Below are 14,084 nucleotides of genomic sequence, written 5' to 3'. Positions count from 1 at the left end.
AGTGAGCGGTCAGAAACGGGCACATTCTTGCTGCTGAAAAAACCAGCGCGGGACCATTCACAAGACCAGAAGGACTCATTTTCAGGTATGAATCGTAGACGATTTATTAAAGGTTCAATGGCAATGGCCGCCGTGTGCGGTTCCAGCGGTATTGCTTCCCTCTTTTCTCAGGCGGCGTTTGCCGCGGAATCCGATATTGCGGATGGTAAAATTGTCCGTTTTGATTTTGCTGGTCTGCAATCAATGGCCCAGGCGTTAGCGAAAAAGCCCTGGGGCGGCGCGCCGGGACCCTTGCCGGATACGCTCGCCAATCTGACGCCGCAGGCCTATAACAGCATTCAGTATGACGCGGCGCATTCACTCTGGAACGGTGTTGCCAATCGGCAGCTCGATATTCAGTTTTTCCACGTAGGGATGGGCTTTCGTCGTCGCGTACGCATGTTTTCCGTTGATACGACGACGCATCTTGCTCGCGAGATCCATTTTCGTCCGGAACTGTTTAAATACAACGATGCCGGCGTCGACACGACGCAACTGGAAGGGCAGAGCGATCTCGGTTTCGCCGGTTTCCGTGTCTTTAAAGCGCCGGAACTGGCGCGGCGCGATGTCGTCTCCTTCCTGGGCGCCAGTTATTTCCGGGCGGTAGATGATACTTATCAGTATGGCCTGTCGGCTCGCGGGCTGGCGATAGATACCTATACTGACGGTCAGGAAGAGTTCCCTGACTTCACCGCATTCTGGTTTGACACCGCGAAGCCGGGCGATACTACGTTTACCGTTTACGCTCTGCTGGACAGCGCCAGCGTGACGGGCGCGTATAAATTTGTGATTCATTGCGAAAAATCGCAGGTGATCATGGATGTAGAAAACCATCTCTACGCCCGTAAAGATATTAAGCAACTTGGCATTGCGCCGATGACCAGTATGTTTAGCTGTGGGAATAATGAACGCCGGGTATGCGACACCATTCATCCGCAAATTCACGATTCCGATCGGCTGGCGATGTGGCGGGGTAACGGCGAGTGGATTTGCCGCCCGCTGAATAATCCGCAGAAATTGCAGTTCAATGCATATATGGACGATAACCCGAAAGGGTTCGGCCTGCTGCAACTCGATCGCGATTTCTCGCATTATCAGGATGTGATGGGCTGGTACAACAAACGTCCGAGCCTGTGGGTGGAGCCGCGCAGTAAGTGGGGGAAAGGTGCAGTTAGCCTGATGGAGATCCCAACCACTGGTGAAACTCTGGATAATGTGGTCTGTTTCTGGCAGCCGGAAAAAGCGATCAAAGCCGGGGATACGCTGGCGTTCAATTATCGTTTGTACTGGAGCGCGCAGCCGCCGGTACAATCGCCGCTTGCGCGGGTCATGGCGACCCGTACAGGGATGGGCGGCTTTCCCGAAGGTTGGGCGCCGGGCGAGCATTACCCGGATAAATGGGCGCGCCGTTTTGCTATTGATTTTGTCGGCGGCGATCTGAAAGCGGCCGCGCCAAAAGGCATTGAGCCGGTAATTACACTCTCCAGTGGCGAGGCGAAGCAGATTGAGATCCTCTACGTAGAGCCTTTCGACGGTTATCGTATCCAGTTTGACTGGTATCCGACCTCGGATTCTACGGCACCGGTGGATATGCGTATGTTCCTGCGCTGCCAGGGGGAGGCTATCAGCGAAACCTGGCTGTATCAGTATTTCCCGCCCGCGCCGGATAAGCGCCGTTATGTCGACGATCGTATCATGCGTTAGTCAGTTTGCCTTCTGTACCGCCACAACGGCGGTACAGGTTCCGGAAATTGCCCTGGCATAAACTCATTCGTGAGCTGCTGTTTTTGTGACACGGCCTTTCCATCGTTCTATTTTTGCAACAGTCCTTCCTGTTTATCCCTCTCGATCCTGCGGACAGGGAACATTAAGATAACTTCACCTTATTTAAGATATAAAGTGAATATAATGAAAAAGAGTTTTCTTGGTGCTGTCCTGTCGCTGGGTTTATTAAGTGCTGCTCATGCAGATGTATATAAATTTGATAATACGCATACCAATGCGGTATTTAATATCGATCATTTCCAGACCTCAACCAATCATGGCGGGTTTTATGCTATTAGCGGCGAACTGAAATATCAGCCGGAAAAGCAAGTCGCAGAGATGCGCGTGACGATTCCCGTGAGCGCCTTAAATACCGGGGTGGATGCGTTTGATAACCATATCCGCAGTAGTGATATTCTGGATGCGGAAAAATATCCAGAAATAGTATTTAAATCGACAAAATGGCATTTTGAAGATAATAAACCAGTTTCTATTGACGGTTTGCTAACAATGAAGGGAGTAACTAAGCCCGTCACCTTAACCACCACCAAGTTTGGCTGTTATATGAGCCCGATATTCAAGGCGCAGGTTTGCGGTGGTGATTTTGTCACGCAAATAGATCGCACCCAGTGGGGTGTAGATTATCTGGTCGATATGGGGATGACGAAAGTTGTCGATATAAAAATCCAGGCAGAAGCGGTTAAGCAATAAAGGGAATGATGATGAAAACTAATCACCTCATTCGGGTAGTGGCCTCGCTGGCGATGTTGGCAACGTCAGGCCTGGCTTATGCTGAAGAGTACAAAGCCAGCACGGACGAAAAAGCAATAAAAATGACGAACGTAGCCTCTCTGGAAGCGCGCGTTCAAGCCAGAATGGAGAAAGGGGCATTTGGTTATATTCGCGGTGGAGCCGAAGATGAGAATAACCTTCGCAGCAACACCGAAAGCTTTGACAAAAAATATATTATGCCGCGCGTATTACAGGGCATTGAGTTAAAAGAGATCGATTTATCAACGCAGCTACTGGGTATTCCGCTTAAAACGCCTATAATCCAGGCACCGATGGCAGCGCAGGGCCTGGCCCACGCCTCCGGAGAGTTGGCGACGGCGAAAGGCATGGCGCAGGTCGGTTCGATTTTCTCGTTGAGTACTTATGGCAACAAGACCATCGAAGAGGTGGCTAACGTTTCCGGGAAAAATCCGTTCTTCTTCCAGCTTTATATGAGTAAGAATAATCAATTTAACGAATTTATTCTTGCACAAGCGGTAAAGCATGGCGCTAAAGCGATTATTCTGACCGTAGATTCGCCTGTCGGTGGCTATCGGGAAGAAGATATTAAAAATAACTTCCAGTTCCCGTTGGGCTTTGCAAACCTGGAAATGTTCGCCAGAAAAAATGACGATGGTTCAAAAACCGGCAAAGGGGCAGGGATAAGTGAAATTTACGCGCAGGCTAAACAAGCCTTTACGCCGGAGGATATTGCCTATGTACATCGTATTTCCGGTCTGCCGGTTATCGTAAAAGGCATTCAGTCGCCGGAGGATGCTGAAATTGCTATCCAGGCCGGGGCCGCAGGAATATGGGTTTCTAATCATGGTGGTCGTCAATTAGACAGCGGGCCGTCCTCATTCGATATGCTTCCTGCGATTGCAAAAGTTGTCAACAAGCGAGTGCCTGTTATTTTTGACAGCGGAGTACGCCGTGGTTCGCACGTATTCAAAGCGTTAGCCAGCGGGGCGGATATTGTGGCGGTTGGCCGGCCTGTATTATACGGTCTTAATCTTGGCGGCGCTCAGGGTGTGGCATCAGTGATTGAACAGCTAAACAAAGAGCTGACAATTAACATGATGTTGGGTGGCGCCAGGAATATTGAACAAGTGAAAACGACACGCTTGTTAACTGAAAAAGAGCTGCCCTAGTAATATAAAGGTCGGGTACTATACCCGACCTTTTCCTGTATGATTTTCCTCAACAATGCTTCCGGTAGAAAATGACGCGCTCTGTTTCCTCAAATCCTAACGCCTGGTGAACTTTCTGGGAAATTGTATTTTCCGGCGTGGTATCAGAGGCCATTTCCCGACACCCTTTATTCGTTCCCCATCGTTGCACCGCTGCAATCAATTGTTTCGCTACGCCGCGTTGACGGAATGAGGGGAGAACAAAAATACCTTCAAGGAAAGCCACGGGCGAACTGTCACAGCCATTGACATAATCGTGGCGGATTGAGGCATCCGCAAAGCCAATCGCCACCCCGTCTGCCATCGCAATAAATGATGCCAGATGATCGGCTTGCAGGATTTCTTCGCTATCCGCCAGATGGGCGTCGTCCGGGTGATCAGGCCAGAGCTGTTTTCGCAATCCGCGCCAGTGCTCCAGATGGGTTCTGTTCATTTGCCTGATGTCCATTAGCGCGCTCCTGATGAGGGGTCTGACATGATGAGACGGCATCCCGCCTGCTGATAACGTCGGGCGATAGCAGACGGGAGCGCACTGTCGCTAAGAATGGTAGTAATACAGGACAGCGTCGCCACCGCATGGGGTTCTACAGTATCAAACTTTGAGTGATCGGCCATCAATATGACCTCGCGTGAGCGCTGAATAATGCGCGTTTTAACGCCCACTTCAAACATGGTAGCGTTGGTGATGCCCGTTTCAATCGACAGCGCATCGCAGGAGATAAAGGCGCGTTCAACGGCAAAGGCGTTAATCATCTCCAGCGCCAGGCTCTCGCCCACCGAAAAGTAGCCGGGGCGGATCAGTCCGCCAATAATGTAGCTCTCTACGTGTGGGAAGCCACCCAGTTCATTAGCGATTTTGATGTCATTGCAAATGACTTTTACTTTGGCGTCAACCAGACATTTTGCCAGTTCCAGACAGGTGGAGCCGGAGTCGAGAAAAAAGCAGTCTCCATCCTTGATGAACGTGCGGGCGAGGGCAGCGATTTCGCGTTTCGCCTCGCTTTGTAACGTTCGCTTAACGTCGAAAACATATTCTTTATCTTCCGTACTGTCGTCGAAGTCAATGCAACCATGGCTGCGAACCATACCGGGATAACGGCTGGCGATATAGTGAAAATCCCGGCGCACGGTTGCCTCTGCATAGCCAAAAAGCTCAATAGCTTGTTGTGTTGAGAGGTGCCTGTGTTGCCAAAGGTAATGCAACATCTGTTTGATACGGTCGGGGCGCTGTTGGCTCATCAGCATATGACTCCTTTATAGCGCGGTGAATTGTGACAACGTCACATCATAGTTCGCCGTCGTGAATAACGCCCGGCCGATCACCAGATGCTGTGCGCCTGCGGCGGCAAGCAGCCGTGCGGCGCGAAGTGTAATACCGCCGTCCGCCCAGCATTCCGCAGCAGGGAAATGCTCTCTGCTCTGGCTCACTTTTTCACACATCGCGGCGATAAATTGCTGTCCGCGTCCGTCGGGTTCGCTGGTCATGATCATCAGCGCATCCAGTTGCAATGCCAGATAACGATAAGGCAATAGCGGCGTTGCCGGGTTAAGCGCCAGTCCTGCTTTCGCCCCGATAGCGCGAATATCCGCCAGAATCTCCGAGGGGTTTTGCACGCTTTCGGCATGAATGAAAATCCAGCCGGGGCGAATAGCTGCAAGCCAGGGTAACCAGCGTTGCGGTGATGAGACCATCAGGTGCAATGAGAGCGGATGGCGAGTGTATTGTGCGACTGCCTGAATGGTTTTCATACCGAAGGTAATATTGTTGATGAAACTGGTATCTTCGATATCCAGATGCAGCGAGCCGAGGGGCGCATCGTGTAAAGCGGTCAACGCCTCGGCATAGCGCAGCGGATCGGCGGAGGCCAGTGAAGGGTGCAGGATCATCGAAACCTCCATCAGCGCAATGCGGTTAATTGCGCGAAAAGCGCGGCATCATTTGGCGCATCTTGCAGCATCGCGACGCTTTCTGGTGAGTCGAGCCACTGGCTGATGCGTTGAATGGTACGAATATGTGCTTCGGCATCCGTGGCGCTGGCGCAAAGCAACAGCCAGATGGGATCGCAATCCGCATTGCCGAAAGCGACCGGCGTTGCTAACGTAGTGACGCTGATTTGATTATGGTTGGCGCCTTGCTCCGGTCTGGCATGGGGCAGCGCAATCCCCGGCGCGATAAGATAATATGGCCCCCATTTAAGGGTGTTCTCAATAATACCGTCCAGGTAGCAGGGGGCCGCCGCGCCGAAGGTAATCAGCGGACGAACGGCGATATCCAGCGCGTGTCGCCAGTCGCTGGCATGGCGTTGCGCCTGAACCCACTTAACATCATTAATCATCGATCGTTGACTCCTTGCCGGTTCGGGTTACTCTGAAACCGATCCCCGGCGTGTCTTTGGGCGAAGGCGACGGAGATCGGCAGAAGAGTTATCGCTCTCTGCAGGGGATAAGCGTTTTGCTTATCCCCATTTTATTGTCGGATATGGCGTACTTTCTCCATAAACTTCGCCACGCGCGCCTGGTCGACAAAGTTGGCGAAGACGCCGTCTTTTTTAAAGGTGGTTGCCGTTACGCATCCGTCGGCAATGCAGAGCTGCTCCTCGACGTTTTCCAGACACACCCCGGTATTCGCCAGCACGACCGTGTCGGGAACGGTCTCTTTTACCCGCTTCAGTATGGCGCTATCCGTGCGGGCGCCCGCCGTCAGCCCCGAGACGCACAGGGCATCGGGGTTATTGTTAAATACGGTCGATTTCGCAATTGAACAGACATCGCGGTTTCCCAGATACACCGCCGCTTCCGGCACGATGTTAAACAGCGTTTTCACGTGGCCTGCGCCGATGCGATGCTGATGGCGAATGGTTTCGCCGACATTCGTATCCCAGACGCCAAAATCGCTGGCGTAAGCGCCGGTGAAAATTTCGCGAATAAATTTTGCGTCGGTCGCCATCGCCAAATCAAACGAGGCCACAGGGTCCCACAACACGTTTACCCCAAACGGTACGCGGATTTCACTCATTAACTGACCGATGATTCTTGCCATCGCGGCGGTCGTTTCCGGTCTGACTTTCGTTAAATAAGGCAGACTAAATTCGTTGGAGAACATCACCGCATCCACGCCGCCATTTTGTAGCGCCATTAAATCGTCATGGGCGCGGTCAATTACCCAGTTCATGCCTTTCCTGGTATCGAACCCGGGATCGCCCGGCAGCGCCCGTAAATGACACATGGCGATAACGGCTTTTTCTGTTCCTATTACCTCTTTTAGCCAACTCATTCTGGGTTGCTCCTTATTCCGGTAGTTCACGTTTACGTAAGACAAGTATGATGCTGGCGACAATGCCGACCACAATAACCACACCAATCATGCCCAGCGACATCAATTCAGATATTGACCAGCCAAACATATTTCCCACCGACAGCGCGGTAATTTGCGCGTTTTCAGCGGCGAAGCTAAAGCCGCCTTTGAGCGCCATGTCGGTAAAGTACGGTGCGAACTGGGTGGCGATCAGCAGAACGGTAATCATGACAATGATGCCGCTGAGCAGAGTACGAATCAGATCGCCGCGATGAATAACTGTGGCCATGCAGATAAAAAACGGCGCGACCGGTAAATCAGCCAGCGGCAGGACTTTATTGCCCGGCAGTATGCTCGCCAGAATTAACATGATGGGAATTAACAGCAGTCCAACCGCGATGGTGGTCGGGTGGCCTAACGTCACTGCGGTATCCAGACCGATAAAGACTTCGCGCCCTTTAAAGTGTTTCTGGAAGAACTTACGCGCGCCGTCGGAAATGGGCATTAATCCCTCAACGATAAGGCGAATCATGCGCGGAAACAGCACCATAATCGCCGCTACGGTAATCATTAAGGTTGCGCACCCTTTAAAGCCTTCGCCTGCGGCAAGTCCGAAGATCAGCCCGAGAACAACGCCAATGATCACCGGGTCGCCGACCATCCCATACCGTTTTTGGATCTCCTGAGCATCAATATTGCGTCCTTTCATAAACGGTATTTTTTCGTATATCGCATCCAGTAATACGAACAACGGCACGGAACTGGAGCCATACCCTTGCGGAATAGAAATCCCTTCCAGACCCACAATGTTCTGTACCCGTTTCGCCGTCCAGTCGGCCATTTTCAACGACAAGGCGGCGTGGCAAATCGCGCCCAGTACGCCATAAATCAGACTGCCGGTCATCAACTGGACGACCGTTCCGGTAATGGCGTAGTGCCAGTAGTTATAAATATCAACGTTCATGGTTTTGGTCAGACGAGTCACCAGCATACCGACGTTGAGCAGAAAGATAACGGGAATGATCATCGCGCCGATGGCCGTCGCATAGCCGACGCCGGATGCGGGCCCGGCGCCGACGTCAAACACATGCAGCGTCAGGCCAAAACGCTCAATCATCACTTTAATCGGCGGACTGAGACTGTCGATCGCCATGACGATCACCAACCCCATGCCGACAAAACCGATGCCGACTGTCACCCCGGCTTTCACTGCCTGCAGCCAGGGAATACGAAAGATTAAGCCGATGATAATCATAATGATGGGCACAAAAACGGTGCCGCCGAGAGACAGGATGTAATCAAACATAATGCCCCCTTTATTGTGTTAACAGCGCCTTGATTTCTTGTTTTAATGCGTCGTCGTTGATGCCTGTCAGCAGGGCGGCGCCGTTGAGCGTCGGGATGCCATAGTCACTGTGCGTACGCATGGACGTTACGATGAGATCCATACCGTTACAGTTCAACGGGATCTCATTCAGACAACATTGCGCCGTGGTTGCCGCAATGCCTTGCTCCGCGAGAAAGTCCTGCAGTTTTTGTGCAATCATGGTTGATGTCGACATGCCGGTACCACATGCCACAAGGATCTTCTTCATCATGGTCGTGCCTCTTGTGTAGCGCCTGTTTCAGGCTCAATGGGAAACTGTTCTGGCGACATATTGGCCAGCGCAGTCAGTAAACGGATACAATCAGCCAGGTCGCGCAGGCTGGCGACTTCGGCTGGCGAGTGGGTATAGCGGCAGGGAATAGAAAGACTGGCGCAGGGAATACCGTCCAGTTCAACCTGAATGTAGCCGGTTTCGGTGATGACGCCTGGCGCGACTTCTCGCTGTACGGGAATATTATTTTCGTGCGCGGTGGTCTCCAGCATCCGCAGCAAACGCGGCGGCGTAATCAGTCCCGCCAACGTACCGCGTCCGTGATAGTTCAGACAGGTGATGCCGACGCCGTGGTTGACCCGCACATCTGAGTAATCCTGCAGGTCAGGCGTGTCGCAGGAGGGGGTGATATCAATACCAATCGCCAGGTCGGGGCGCACGCGTCGTAAAACGGGAATAATACCGCGAATATTGAACTCTTCCTGTACCGACGCGACCAGGAATACCGCGATATCGAGCGGTGTGGAGGCGAGGGCCTCGGCGACGCCCAGTAGCGCCGTACACCCCAGCCTGTCATCCAGCGCCTTACTGCACACCAGGTCGTTGCCCAGACAGTGCGGCGGGTTGTAAAGGGTTACTGGCGTCCCCACCTGAATACCCATTCGTTCGGCATCCGCTTTATCTTTTGCGCCGATATCAATCCAGAGTTTATCGAGCGCGGGTGGCTGGGTGCGCTCGTCACCCTTCGCGAAGTGATATGCTTTAATACCGATACAGCCCATGATATCGCCTGAACGTCCGGCAAGCGTCACAATCGAACCGGGCATAGTAATTTGCGCCGGGCCGCCCACGCGTTCAAAACGTAAAAAACCGGAGGGTTCGATCTTGCGTACCATAAAACCCACTTCATCCATATGCGCAAAAATCATCAGGCGAAGCGCGTCAGATTTATCGCTGCCATAACGGGCGACGACATTGCCTAAGCGATCCCGCCAGACGTCTTTGGCCTGCTGTTCAAACGCGTGCTGCATAACGTTTGCAATACTGCTTTCATGTCCTGAAATCCCGTTTAGCCGCAGTAAAGAAAAAAGCGTTTCCTGCACAGAAAAGGTCATTGGCATCTCCGTGGTGATAAAACAATCAGTCGTTGAGCGTTTTATAGGCGGAGAATGGTTGGATAAGTGTGAAATGTGTCACGCGGAAATACGCTAAATATGGCCAATAAAAAATAATGTGATGGCGATACAATAAAAACGCTCATATCACCTGCGGGTTATCGGTAAACCAGGCTATTTATGTGATTACGACCAACAACGAAGAAGGGCAACGCGATGGTGGAAATTATTCCTGTTAGCACGACGCTGGAACTGCAAGCGGCAGATGAAAGTCATGTTCCGGCGCTGCACCAACTGGTACTCAAAAACAAAGCGTGGCTACAACAGTCGCTCGACTGGCCGCAATATGTCACGTCGCAGGAGGAAACGCGTAAGCATGTGCAGGGTAATATACTGTTGCACCAGCGTGGTTACGCCAAAATGTACCTGATTTTCTGCCAGAATGAGATGGCGGGCGTACTCTCATTTAATGCCATCGAACCGATAAACAAAGCCGCCTATATCGGTTACTGGCTGGATGAGTCCCTCCAGGGACAAGGGATAATGTCGCAATCATTACAGGCGCTGATGACACATTATGCCCGGCGCGGCGATATTCGGCGCTTCGTCATTAAATGCCGCGTTGATAATCAGGCCAGTAACGCAGTCGCACGGCGCAACCATTTTACGCTGGAAGGCTGTATGAAGCAGGCGGAGTATCTTAACGGCGACTATCACGACGTTAATATGTATGCCCGCATTATTGATGCGGATTAAAGGGAACCGACTAAGGGGGTACGCGTAATACGATCCTCGCCATTGATCACTTTTGGGCCGCGCAGGTGAATAGTATGGCCGTCAAAGGCTATCACCGCCGCCCGTCCGCTAATCTCGACCTGGTGCTCAATCAGAATTTCGCCCTGTATACAGGCATGGCCTTCAATCAGCACGCGGTCGTCCAGTAAAATCGGGCCTCCGCGTACCTCAGCATGTCCGCCTACCAGCACATGATGTTTTAACACACAGTTGCCTTCGATTAACGCATGTTCCGCTACCTGCGAGCTGTAGCGAAGGGTAGGGATAGCATCTTCCTCTGTGCCGGCGATAACCCGCGCATGGCCATAGACTTTGGCGCAGTCACAGATCCAGACATTATTGTCTTTGTTGCCTTCGATGAGCGCGAAATCAAAGACCTCCGCCCGGTGCTCAATAAAAGCGTGTGTGATAGTGGCGTCGCCATAAAGCTGTACCTGATGGACAATCCGCGAATGGTTCACGGTGGCGCGATCGTAAATTTGTAAAATCTGCGCATGTTCATGCGTTAGTCCCTGAACGGCGAGAATTTCTGACTGGTTTAACACGCGGGCATCGCCATAAATCGCACACTCTCCGCGCACGGAAGAGGACTGAATGGTGACGTTGTCACTTATCCGTGCGCCATCGCTGATATCAGCGCGATCAATCCAGACGTTATCGCCTATTCGCACGTTATTGTAGAGCGTGCACGGCTGCGTGATACGCGCGTTACCTGTAATTTCCGTGCCCGCAAAGGCCATCGCGTTTTCATCATAAATCCAGCAATCCCCCTGTTGTGACAGCACATTATCGGCATCAACCCAGCCGCCGGAGGTTCCGGCTTTAACATCGTTAAAATCCGTTACGGCAATAACTTGTCGTAATAAGACGCTTTTCTTCTCACCGTCTACCTGATAAGTAAAAGCACGAGGTTCTTCACTCAGTCGATATTTGATCATAGGGAAATTCCGTGTGAACGATTAAGATAACCGTAGCAAAGGTACTGGCGAAACAACCAGAAATTCCATAAAATGCATTTCAAATATACTTTATAAATTAAACAAAATGCGTAATCACAAGCAGAGCGATCGCGTGCTCAATCTGCCTGCGGGCTATTTTGGCATCGTCCTTGGCACTATCGGTATGGGATTCGCCTGGCGTTATGCCAGCCAGATATGGGCAATAAGCCACTGGCCCGGCGACATCATGGTGATCCTGGCGATGATTATTTGGGCACTCTTGACCCTGGCGTTCCTTAGCCGTCTGGTGCGCTTTCCCCATAGCGTGATGGCTGAAGTGCGACATCCGGTAATGAGCAGTTTTGTCAGCCTGTTTCCCGCCACCACGATGCTGGTCGCGATCGGTTTCGTTCCCTGGTATCGCCCGTTGGCCGTTGCGCTATTCAGCGTGGGGGTCGTCATACAACTGGCGTATGCCGCATGGCAGACGGCGGGACTTTGGCGCGGAGCGCATCCGGAAGAAGCGACAACCCCGGGGCTTTATCTGCCCACGGTAGCGAATAATTTTATCAGCGCCATGGCCTGTGGAGCGCTCGGCTACAATGATGCCGGACTGGTGTTTTTAGGCGCAGGCGTCTTTTCGTGGTTAAGTCTGGAACCGGTTATTTTGCAGCGACTGCGTAGCTGCGGCGAATTACCGGCGGTGCTGCGTACGTCGTTGGGTATCCAACTGGCGCCCGCGCTGGTCGCCTGTAGCGCCTGGCTGAGCGTCAATGGCGGGGAGGGCGACACGCTGGCGAAAATGCTATTCGGCTACGGTCTGTTACAGCTTTTATTTATGCTGCGATTAATGCCCTGGTATTTATCACAACCGTTTAATGCTTCTTTCTGGAGTTTTTCGTTCGGCGTTTCCGCGCTGGCGACCACGGGGTTACATCTTGGTCACGGTAGTGAATCAGGGCTTTTCCATATTCTGGCCGTCCCGCTGTTTATTTTCACTAACGCTATTATCGCCTTATTGCTGGTTCGTACATTTCTATTGCTGGTGCAGGGGACGTTGCTTATTCGCACTGAGCGCGCTGCACTGTTGAAAACGGAGGAAAAAAATGACCGTTCGTGACGAAAATTACTTTACTGAGAAATATGGATTAACCCGCACGCATTCGGATGTGCTGGCGGCGGCAAAGGTTGTCGCGCCGGGCCGAACGCTGGATTTGGGATGTGGCAATGGCCGCAATAGTCTGTATCTGGCCGCGAACGGTTATGACGTTACCGCGTGGGATAAAAATCCGGCCAGTATGGCTAACCTTGAGCGTATTAAAACGGCAGAAGGGCTGGATAATCTGCAAACCGACATTGTCGATCTGAATACATTGACCTTTGACGGCGAGTACGATTTTATTCTCTCGACGGTGGTTATGATGTTTCTTGAGGCGCAAACCATTCCCGGTTTAATTGCCAATATGCAACGCTGCACAAAAACCGGCGGCTATAATTTGATTGTTGCGGCAATGGATACGCCGGACTTTCCCTGTACGGTGGGATTCCCGTTCGCTTTTAAAGAAGGCGAATTACGCCGCTATTACGAAGGGTGGGACATGCTGAAATACAACGAAGATGTCGGCGAGCTTCACCGCACGGACGAAAACGGCAACCGTATCAAACTGCGCTTTGCTACGATGCTGGCGAGAAAAACGGCCTGACCGATGCAAGTTCTGTAAGTCTCGCTGCGTTCGGCATTTTTTTGTCGGACGCCGCGTTCAAATTGTGCTGTCGTTACCATTTTTAGTGCATCCAGAATGATTTCGTTTTGCTATTATTTCCTTTGCATCATTGCGAAGACTAAAGGGATCGTTTCATGCGTACTCATACTTTATTTAAAGTTGCAGTGCTTACTGGCTTGCTGGCGTTATCCGGCTGTGCGTCTAAAGTCACACAGCCGGATAAGTATTCTGGATTCTTAAAAAATTATTCGGACCTGCAGGAAACTACCTCCGCCACGGGGAAACCGGTGTTGCGCTGGGTAGATCCACATTTCAATGACTCTAACTATGACAGTATTGTTTACAATCCGATAACATACTATCCCGTCCCCAAACCAACGACCCAGGTCGGGCAGCAAGTTCTTGATAAACTGCTGGCTTATACGAATACTAAAGTAAAATCAGCAATTGAACAGCGCAAACCGCTGGTCACGACGCCAGGGCCGCGCAGTTTGATTTTCCGCGGGGCGATTACGGGCGTGGATACCAGCAAAGAAGGGCTGCAATTCTATGAGGTAATCCCTGTAGCGCTGATTGTGGCGGGCACGCAAATGGCGACAGGCCACCGGACCATGGATACCCACCTCTATTTTGAGGGTGAGCTGATAGATGCCGCGACCAACAAGCCGGTCGTCAAGGTAGTACGTCAGGGTGAAGGTAAAGACCTGAGTAACTCCAGTACGCCAATGGCGTTCGAGACGTTGAAACAGGTCGTGGATGATATGGCGACGGATACCTCTATGTTTGACGTTAACAAAAAATAATTCTGCGGCGCCATCGCAAGATGGCGCAAACCCCGGCAGATTAGCGGTCACC

General features: G+C 51.8%; 16 protein-coding genes. 7 read left to right on the top strand and 9 right to left on the bottom strand.

Features of this window, described 5'->3' with window-relative positions; all coding sequences use genetic code 11:
- The first annotated feature begins 87 nt into the window (after positions 1-87).
- The 3 genes from ACLD4F_RS03215 (at position 88) to ACLD4F_RS03205 (ending at position 3,725) form a co-directional block, all read left to right on the top strand.
- Positions 88-1,743, top strand: coding sequence for a glucan biosynthesis protein D (locus ACLD4F_RS03215; protein ID WP_001081947.1), 1,656 nt, complete (start codon positions 88-90; stop codon positions 1,741-1,743).
- Between the two features lie 195 nt (positions 1,744-1,938).
- Complete coding sequence (locus ACLD4F_RS03210) at positions 1,939-2,514, top strand: YceI family protein (protein ID WP_001024319.1); 576 nt, start codon at positions 1,939-1,941, stop codon at positions 2,512-2,514.
- An 11-nt stretch (positions 2,515-2,525) separates the two neighbouring features.
- The gene (locus tag ACLD4F_RS03205) at positions 2,526-3,725 is read left to right on the top strand and encodes a lactate oxidase (protein ID WP_001527757.1); all 1,200 of its coding nucleotides are present in this window, start codon (positions 2,526-2,528) and stop codon (positions 3,723-3,725) included.
- A 49-nt stretch (positions 3,726-3,774) separates the two neighbouring features.
- Here ACLD4F_RS03205 and aac(6') read toward each other — a convergent pair whose 3' ends face one another.
- The 8 genes from aac(6') to ACLD4F_RS03165 form a co-directional block, all read right to left on the bottom strand.
- On the bottom strand, positions 3,775-4,212 hold the full coding sequence (gene aac(6'), locus ACLD4F_RS03200) for a cryptic aminoglycoside N-acetyltransferase AAC(6')-Iy/Iaa (protein WP_411010668.1): 438 nt from the start codon (positions 4,210-4,212) through the stop codon (positions 3,775-3,777).
- Entirely contained in the window at positions 4,212-5,003 is a 792-nt protein-coding gene (locus ACLD4F_RS03195) for a DeoR/GlpR family DNA-binding transcription regulator (RefSeq protein ID WP_076728183.1), read from the bottom strand. Before ACLD4F_RS03195 ends, aac(6') begins: the two co-directional genes overlap by 1 nt.
- A 15-nt stretch (positions 5,004-5,018) precedes the next feature.
- The gene (locus ACLD4F_RS03190; RefSeq protein WP_024156955.1) at positions 5,019-5,651 is read right to left on the bottom strand and encodes a ribulose-phosphate 3 epimerase family protein; all 633 of its coding nucleotides are present in this window, start codon (positions 5,649-5,651) and stop codon (positions 5,019-5,021) included.
- Positions 5,652-5,662: 11 nt separating this feature from the next.
- Positions 5,663-6,100: an SgcA family PTS sugar transporter subunit IIA gene (sgcA, locus tag ACLD4F_RS03185; RefSeq protein ID WP_000606454.1), complete on the bottom strand. Its 438-nt coding sequence runs from the start codon at positions 6,098-6,100 to the stop codon at positions 5,663-5,665.
- Positions 6,101-6,231: 131 nt separating this feature from the next.
- Complete coding sequence (sgcQ, locus tag ACLD4F_RS03180; protein WP_000118615.1) at positions 6,232-7,038, bottom strand: BtpA family protein SgcQ; 807 nt, start codon at positions 7,036-7,038, stop codon at positions 6,232-6,234.
- 13 nt (positions 7,039-7,051) lie between these two features.
- Positions 7,052-8,365 carry a PTS sugar transporter subunit IIC SgcC gene (gene sgcC / locus ACLD4F_RS03175; RefSeq protein ID WP_000460835.1) on the bottom strand — a complete coding sequence of 438 codons (1,314 nt, stop codon included), beginning with the start codon at positions 8,363-8,365 and terminating at the stop codon, positions 7,052-7,054.
- Positions 8,366-8,375: 10 nt separating this feature from the next.
- Positions 8,376-8,657, bottom strand: coding sequence for a PTS sugar transporter subunit IIB SgcB (gene sgcB, locus ACLD4F_RS03170; protein ID WP_000976132.1), 282 nt, complete (start codon positions 8,655-8,657; stop codon positions 8,376-8,378).
- Positions 8,654-9,772, bottom strand: coding sequence for a M42 family metallopeptidase (locus ACLD4F_RS03165; RefSeq protein WP_000144623.1), 1,119 nt, complete (start codon positions 9,770-9,772; stop codon positions 8,654-8,656). Before ACLD4F_RS03165 ends, sgcB begins: the two co-directional genes overlap by 4 nt.
- A gap of 216 nt (positions 9,773-9,988) precedes the next feature.
- On the opposite strand from ACLD4F_RS03165, the gene rimL reads away from it, so the two are divergent.
- The gene (rimL, locus tag ACLD4F_RS03160) at positions 9,989-10,528 is read left to right on the top strand and encodes a 50S ribosomal protein L7/L12-serine acetyltransferase (protein ID WP_000229293.1); all 540 of its coding nucleotides are present in this window, start codon (positions 9,989-9,991) and stop codon (positions 10,526-10,528) included.
- On the opposite strand, the gene ydcK is transcribed toward rimL, so the two are convergent.
- Positions 10,525-11,505, bottom strand: a complete 981-nt coding sequence (gene ydcK / locus ACLD4F_RS03155; protein ID WP_411010667.1) for a YdcK family protein — start codon at positions 11,503-11,505, stop codon at positions 10,525-10,527. The two genes, rimL and ydcK, sit on opposite strands and share 4 nt — an antisense overlap.
- Positions 11,506-11,611: 106 nt before the next feature.
- On the opposite strand from ydcK, the gene tehA reads away from it, so the two are divergent.
- From tehA to ACLD4F_RS03140, 3 genes are all read left to right on the top strand, one after another.
- Positions 11,612-12,625: a dicarboxylate transporter/tellurite-resistance protein TehA gene (gene tehA / locus ACLD4F_RS03150; protein ID WP_001243996.1), complete on the top strand. Its 1,014-nt coding sequence runs from the start codon at positions 11,612-11,614 to the stop codon at positions 12,623-12,625.
- On the top strand, positions 12,612-13,208 hold the full coding sequence (gene tehB, locus ACLD4F_RS03145; RefSeq protein ID WP_079842755.1) for a tellurite resistance methyltransferase TehB: 597 nt from the start codon (positions 12,612-12,614) through the stop codon (positions 13,206-13,208). The genes tehA and tehB overlap by 14 nt, the downstream gene beginning before the upstream one ends.
- 155 nt (positions 13,209-13,363) lie before the next feature.
- Complete coding sequence (locus ACLD4F_RS03140) at positions 13,364-14,032, top strand: DUF3313 domain-containing protein (protein ID WP_001259025.1); 669 nt, start codon at positions 13,364-13,366, stop codon at positions 14,030-14,032.
- Positions 14,033-14,084: the final 52 nt, after the last annotated feature.

This window comes from Salmonella sp. 741265050_HSA (assembly GCF_046569445.1).
Lineage (GTDB): Bacteria > Pseudomonadota > Gammaproteobacteria > Enterobacterales > Enterobacteriaceae > Salmonella > Salmonella enterica.
This window is presented reverse-complemented; position numbering and strand designations above follow the sequence as displayed.